At 37.3% G+C, this 6492-nt stretch carries 7 protein-coding genes and 1 pseudogene; 6 read left to right on the top strand and 2 right to left on the bottom strand.

Translation table 11 applies throughout. The features are described 5' to 3' along the window. Positions 1-167: 167 nt before the first annotated feature. The 5 genes and pseudogenes from EFT72_RS18120 to EFT72_RS18100 all read left to right on the top strand — a co-directional run. Positions 168-647, top strand: a pseudogene (locus tag EFT72_RS18120) (cellulose binding domain-containing protein); the annotation flags it as partial. 225 nt (positions 648-872) lie between these two features. After that, a complete protein-coding gene (locus tag EFT72_RS18115) occupies positions 873-2363 on the top strand; it encodes a DEAD/DEAH box helicase (RefSeq protein ID WP_124068323.1) in 1491 nt (496 codons plus the stop codon). After that, the gene (locus EFT72_RS18110) at positions 2356-2898 is read left to right on the top strand and encodes a DUF1456 family protein (RefSeq protein WP_124068322.1); all 543 of its coding nucleotides are present in this window, start codon (positions 2356-2358) and stop codon (positions 2896-2898) included. The genes EFT72_RS18115 and EFT72_RS18110 overlap by 8 nt, the downstream gene beginning before the upstream one ends. Before the next feature lie 154 nt (positions 2899-3052). Next, a complete protein-coding gene (locus EFT72_RS18105) occupies positions 3053-3850 on the top strand; it encodes an alpha/beta hydrolase family protein (RefSeq protein WP_124068321.1) in 798 nt (265 codons plus the stop codon). Between the two features lie 108 nt (positions 3851-3958). Next, positions 3959-4390 carry a GNAT family N-acetyltransferase gene (locus EFT72_RS18100; protein ID WP_124068320.1) on the top strand — a complete coding sequence of 144 codons (432 nt, stop codon included), beginning with the start codon at positions 3959-3961 and terminating at the stop codon, positions 4388-4390. A 34-nt stretch (positions 4391-4424) separates the two neighbouring features. Here EFT72_RS18100 and EFT72_RS18095 read toward each other — a convergent pair whose 3' ends face one another. Then, positions 4425-5108 (bottom strand): hypothetical protein, encoded by a 684-nt coding sequence (locus EFT72_RS18095; RefSeq protein ID WP_124068319.1) that lies wholly within the window; start codon positions 5106-5108, stop codon positions 4425-4427. 12 nt (positions 5109-5120) lie between these two features. Beyond that, complete coding sequence (locus EFT72_RS18090) at positions 5121-5906, bottom strand: EFR1 family ferrodoxin (protein WP_124068318.1); 786 nt, start codon at positions 5904-5906, stop codon at positions 5121-5123. Between the two features lie 235 nt (positions 5907-6141). Here EFT72_RS18090 and trxA point away from each other — a divergent pair, with 235 nt between their 5' ends. Beyond that, entirely contained in the window at positions 6142-6453 is a 312-nt protein-coding gene (trxA, locus tag EFT72_RS18085; protein ID WP_124068317.1) for a thioredoxin, read from the top strand. Positions 6454-6492: the final 39 nt, after the last annotated feature.

Genomic DNA, 6492 nt, shown 5'->3' with positions numbered 1-6492 from the left:
GAAGCTTTAGACCAAGGTGTTTATGATTTCGTTTATATAAAATATAATTACATAAGACCACACCGTTATAATGGAGGTCTTACACCTTATGCAGCACGATGTGCTGCGTAGGGAATGAAACTATACATAGGTGTTACAAAAAAGCTTGACACCGTCAATATGGAAATAATTATCAGGTTCAATTAGCTGTTACAAATACAACAAAAGAAACAATACATAATTGGGAGATTGCATATAATACAGATGATGTTATTGTGAGTATCTGGAATGGCAAGGCTAGTCAGGCAGATGGTTATACTGTAATAAAAAATAATGGATATAATCAGGATATTAAGCCTGGAGAGACAGTAGTTTTTGGGTATATTGCAGTTAAAGAAAAAGTAATCAAAATTCCTAATAAATTTAGTTTTACTAATTATTATTTAATTACTCCTACTAATTATGAAATTAATTACAAAATTGATAACCAGTGGGATAATGGTTATATTGCTTCTATTAGTATTACAAATACATCAAATGCAATAAATGAACCTAGCAATAATAATATTTTACCTGGTGAATCAGTAACATTTAGTTTTACTGTTACAGATTATAAGGGTGAAAGTGAACCACGATATTTTGGGCTTCTTAGTTCTGTAACCCTATAATTAAATAGAAGACCCTTGTGGATTAAAATCTCACGATCTTCGCTTTATGGCTTGAATTTATTTTTAATCACCATGGGATCACTAGTCCTTACGTACAATTCAACTGAAAGGCAACAAAATTCTTTACAGAGTTCTTTATCTGTGCTAAGGTGTATGGATGTTTTAAAAATCCGTATGATAGTACCATTGAAAAAAGCGTGATAAAGGAATGGAGTGACACCAAATATGAATACCACAGGGTTTGAGCAGTATCAATTAAGTGGAGAGATACAAAAGGCATTGGCTGGACTGGAATATCAAATTCCGACACAAGTTCAGGAACGTGTGATCCCAGTGGCTTTGACAAAGAAGGATCTGATTGTCAGATCCCAGACGGGAAGTGGAAAAACAGCAGCATATGCGATCCCGGTCTGTGAATCGGTGGACTGGCTGGAGAATAAACCGCAGGCATTAATTTTGGCTCCTACAAGAGAACTTGCGGTCCAAGTGAATGAAGATTTCACACAGATAGGCAGATTCAAACGAATCAAAGCAGCAGCACTTTATGGGGGACATCGGTTTTCCATAGAAAAAACAGAGTTAAAACAAAAAACCCATATCGTCACAGGGACTCCGGGACGTGTACTGGATCATATAGAAAAAGGAACCCTTTCTTTGGATCGAATCTGTTTCTTAATTATTGATGAAGCAGACAGAATGCTAGAAATGGGATTTATGGATCAGGTAGAAGCAATTATAAGAGAACTACCAGATACGCGAGTATCCATGTTATTCTCTGCTACCATGCCAGATAAAATTTTGAATTTAGCACAAAACGATTTAAAAGATCCGATTTTCATTGATATCAGCCAAAGCAATTCTATGACATCGGATATTACCCACTTTTGTTACCGGATAGAGGAAGAGGATAAATTTAAACTTTTTGCTGATGTTGCAGTCATAGAAAATCCAGAACGGTGTATTCTTTTTTGCAATACAAAGGATCAAGTGGATCTTGTCTATAAACAGTTGCTGCAAAGCAAAATACCATGTATCAAAATCCATGGAGGTATGGAGCAGGATCAGCGGTTATCCGCCATCCAGAGTTTTAAAAAAGGGGAGTATCGCTATCTGGTTGCGACTGATGTGGCAGCGAGAGGAATTGATATTGATGATATTTCCCTGGTCATTCATTACGATATGCCATTGAGCGGAGATACCTATATACATCGTACGGGTAGAACCGGGAGGGCAGGTAAGAAAGGGAAAGCGATTTCTTTTGTGACTTCAAAACAGACCCGGTATTTAAAGGAAATAGAAACATTAACAGGTTATAAAATTCAAGAACTGGTAGAGCCTAGAGAGGAAGAAATATTCTCTCATAAGGCATCATTTTTGGAGAAAATAAAAGAAGTTCCTCAAGTGAGAAAGACGAAGTGGGATGAGATTGACAAAGAGATCATGAAACTGCGATTTAATGGTGGTAAGAAAAAGAAATTAAGGGCTACAAACTTTGTGGGAGTTCTTTCAAACCTAGAAGGAATGACCGCAGAAGACATAGGAATTATATCCGTACAAGATACTCTGACCTATATTGAGATATTAAATGGAAAAGGGCTTATGGTACTGGAGGCAATGAAAGATACAAAAGTAAATGGAAAACAATTAAAAGTGATGGAAGCAGTGGAAAAAAGGACCCCCAAAAAACCGATGAATAGAAAGAGGAATTATGAATAACAACGACATCCTGATACGATTAAGATATGCGCTGGATATAAAAGATACAGATATGATACAAGCTTTTAAACTGGGCGGAATTGAAATCACAAAAGAAGAGCTGAAAAAAATATTGGCAAAGCCTGATAATTACGCATTCAGAGATTCCAAAGAAGAAAAATTCATTGCAAATCCTGATATGTCTACGTGCAGCAATGAAATGTTTGAATCATTTTTAAATGGTTTTATTCTATTTAAAAGAGGGAAACAGGAATCGAAATCTGGCAAACCGGAGGAACCTGACTTTCGGATCAAAGACAACCGGTCGGTTAATAATGTGTTCTTAAAGAAAATTAAGATTGCACTTTCATTTACGGGAGAAGATATGCTTGCCATCTTTAAAGAAGCGGGATTGGATCTTTCTAATAGTGAATTGAGTGCAGTGCTTCGAAGAGAAGGACAACGGAATTATAAAGAATGCAAAGACCGTTATATCAGAAATTTTCTAAAAGGTTTGACCATTAAAAATCGTGGTATCACCGGTGGGGAACGGTAGAAGAAAAAGAACCAGATTTTTGTCGAAATTTGACATTCAACTATGGTTTACCAATCACAAAGCAAGTGTTACTATTAGATTATAGTTATGCTTTTAAGTAATGGTTTATAATCAAAGTTTCAATCAATGATGAATAGGAAGGGGATAGATTTATATGGCACAATTACAGATTAATTATTTCTCTGATGTTTTGAAGAGAGTTACGACATTTCATATGTTTTTACCAAACGATGTACAGTCATATTCGACGGAGGGGAATAAGAATTACGAGCGCAATTGTAAAACATTGTATTTATTGCATGGATTTTCTGGCAATACCATTGATTGGATGATCAATAGCAATGCAAGTGATATGGCGCAAAAATACAATTTGGCAATCGTAATGCCTTCTGGTGAAAATAGCTTTTACCTGGATGGAAAAGGTACGGGGAAAGCGTATGGTAAGTTTGTTGGAGAAGAACTTGTGAATTATGTTAGCAAGACTTTTGGTCTGTCAAAACAGAAAGAAGACCTCTTTATCGGAGGGCTGTCTATGGGTGGTTTTGGAGCCTTACATACAGGGATCAAATACCGTAACACCTTTCAAAAGTCATTTGGCCTATCGTCTGCGCTCATTGTCAATGGAATCAAGGGGATGAAGCCAGGAGAATCAAATGGAGTTGCTGATTATGACTATTTTACTTCTGTGTTTGGCGACTTAAGTCAGTTGGAAGAAAGTGAGAATAATCCAGAATATTTGGTAAAGCAATTAAAAAGGAAAGGGGAAGAGCTTCCGTCTCTTTACATGGCTTGTGGGACGGAAGATTTTCTGTTGAATGAAAATCGTGAGTTTCGAGATTTTCTTATTCATGAAAAGTCAGATATTACATATGTTGAAAGCAAAGGAATTCATAACTGGGATTTCTGGAATGAATATTTAGAACCTGCCATTGTATGGTGCTTAAATGAATAAGTGATGAATGGATTGCAATAATAATAGGTTATCGGCCGCTGAATCCTTTGGGTTCGGCGGTTGTGATTGTAAAATACAGCAAGGATACATAGGATGGGAGGAAACGAAGTGATTCGAGAATTTAGAAATGAAGATTTAGATGAGATTATGAAGTTGTGGCTTAAAACCAATCAATCGGCCCATTCTTTTATCGATGGTTCCTTTTGGGAGGATCATTACGAATCGGTAAAACAGATGCTGCCTCAGGCTGTGATATATGTATATGAAGATGAAAAAGATCATACCATTATGGCCTTTACTGGCTTGATGGATCAATATATTGCTGGAATTTTTGTTTCAGAAAAAATCCAGTCCCAGGGAGTCGGCAAAAAGATGCTTACCCATTTGAAACATATCAACGATGAACTGATGCTGCATGTCTATCAAAAAAATGAGAGGGCAGTGCGCTTTTATTTGAGAGAAGGGTTTTTAGTGGAAAAGGAGCAGATGGATCAAGAGACTGGTGAAATGGAATATCAGATGAAATGGAATCAGAAATAAAAGAAATCAGGGAGAGTTTTCCCTGATTTCTTTTTTAGTCACACAGCGATTTTAACATTTCAAAATCGGACTGATTGGAATCGTTCTCCCATTTTTTACTAGACTGCTGTAAAAGAAGTCTCGCCTTATCTTTGTCGTGATTTGAAATTGCCTGAAAGATCCATAAGATGGAGATTAACTTGGCTAACCTGGGGTTGGTGCTTTGTTTTACAAACGAGCGTTTTTGCTTCTCCATGATTCGATTGGCATAAGTATCTTCTTGTAATTGAAAATAAATATATGCAAGGTTTGCCCAGTATACAGTTTGATTGATACGAGCGAGTTTTCTGGGAGTTACTTCTAAAAGAACCCCCTTTGCAAGGGTATACTCTTTTTTTCCACAGTATGCCTGACTTAATGTAATTTTTAGTAAATCAACTATAGAGGTAGAGTGTTTCACGGATAAAAGAGTTTGAATCTCCAATATGTAGCGGTCGATGCCGTTTTCTTCTAAAAGAATCGGTTTTAGTGAATTGATTTTCTGCTGCAGTTTAAAATAGCTCCAGAAAAGGATCCAGACAGAAAAAGAAGCACCCAACGAAAGCCATATTAAAATCAAAGCTGTTTTTTTGGAAGGGCTCATATCGAATGCCTCTGTCATTGCTCCTAGTGCAGCGGAGCACGTAATAAAGACAACCCAAAATATTATCTTGATTTTTTTTTCATTCTTCCATATCATTATTTTTCTCCATTACAGAAACCATTCCGGTTCGTGATAAACAGTACCGAGGTGTTCAATTAGGGTTTGAGTGATAGTCTCAAAGACTTCGTGGTGGATGGATTTTGCATGAACCGGGCACCGTTTCACGCAACTAGAGCAGTGAATGCATTTGGTTTCATCAATCGTTTTATAATCGTTAACGTCAATGGCTTCCATGGGACAATGTCTTGCACACAAACCGCAGCTGGTGCAAAAATCCTCTGTGATCGGAATCATAGGAGGTGCAGTTTTTCTTTCTTTATAAGGATAATTTCCTGGAATAGAAAGAGGGGGAATAACAGACTGGTTTAGGAGTTGATGAATTTTACGGCTGACTTCTGTTCCAAATGCTCTTGCAGCTTTTAGATCGGCTGCATCTGGTCGACCAGTAGCTACTTTTACCGTATTTGAGTGTTCTCCGATGAAAGCACCAGCTGCCACTCCTTGAAACCCGTTTATCTCCATTTCATTTTTTAACTCTAATAATGCATCGTCGTAGTGACGATTTCCGTAAACGGCAACAAAAACAGCACGTGTTCCGTTCCCTTTTATTTTCTTTAAATCTTCCAAAAGAAATAAAGGGATTCTGCCAGAATAAACGGGTATGCCGATGATAACAATATCATCTGGACCAAAGGATAGGTGAGGTTCTCGTTGGGCTGGAAGGGTTCGATTATACGCAATAAAGTTCTCATCCATGCCAAGTGCAATTTCCTTTACGATTCGAGCGGTGGTACCTGTAGCGCTAAAATAAACGATGTTTATCTGATTGTTCATTCTTTTTCTCCTCTAAACGTATTTACTTATAGCCATTCGTTAGTAAGATTATTATATATAATAACTGTATCAAATACAAGTATAGACTCTAAAAGTATGGATAGAGTTGTATCGAAACGTTATCGTTCCTTGCATGAGGAGGACTCCGTGACATTATCACAGATATTATGACAACTTTGAGTTAGAATGATATCAACAAGAACCTATTAGGTGTCAATGGAAAGGAGCATATACGATGAGTGTATTGAAAATAACGAAGGAAAATTTTGAAAAAGAGGTAATGCAGTCAGATAAACCTGTTTTATTAGATTTTTGGGCTACATGGTGTGGACCTTGCAAGATGGTAGGACCCGTAGTCGAGCAAGTTGCCGAAGAGACTGTTGATGTGGCTAGAGTCGGCAAGATTAACGTAGATGAGGAGCAGGAGCTAGCGCAGACTTTCAAGGTGATGAGCATTCCTACCTTAGTGGTGATAAAGGACGGAAAAGTGGTAAAAAGCACAGTTGGAGCACAATCAAAGCAGACGATTTTATCAATGCTTAAGTAGAAAAAGAAAGGACAGAGGTTGAAATCTCTGTCTTTTGCT

Source organism: Clostridium sp. E02 (genome assembly GCF_003833015.1).
GTDB lineage: Bacteria > Bacillota > Clostridia > Lachnospirales > Lachnospiraceae > Lacrimispora.
Note: the sequence above shows the minus strand (reverse complement) of the source record. Positions and strands in the feature narration are given on the sequence as shown.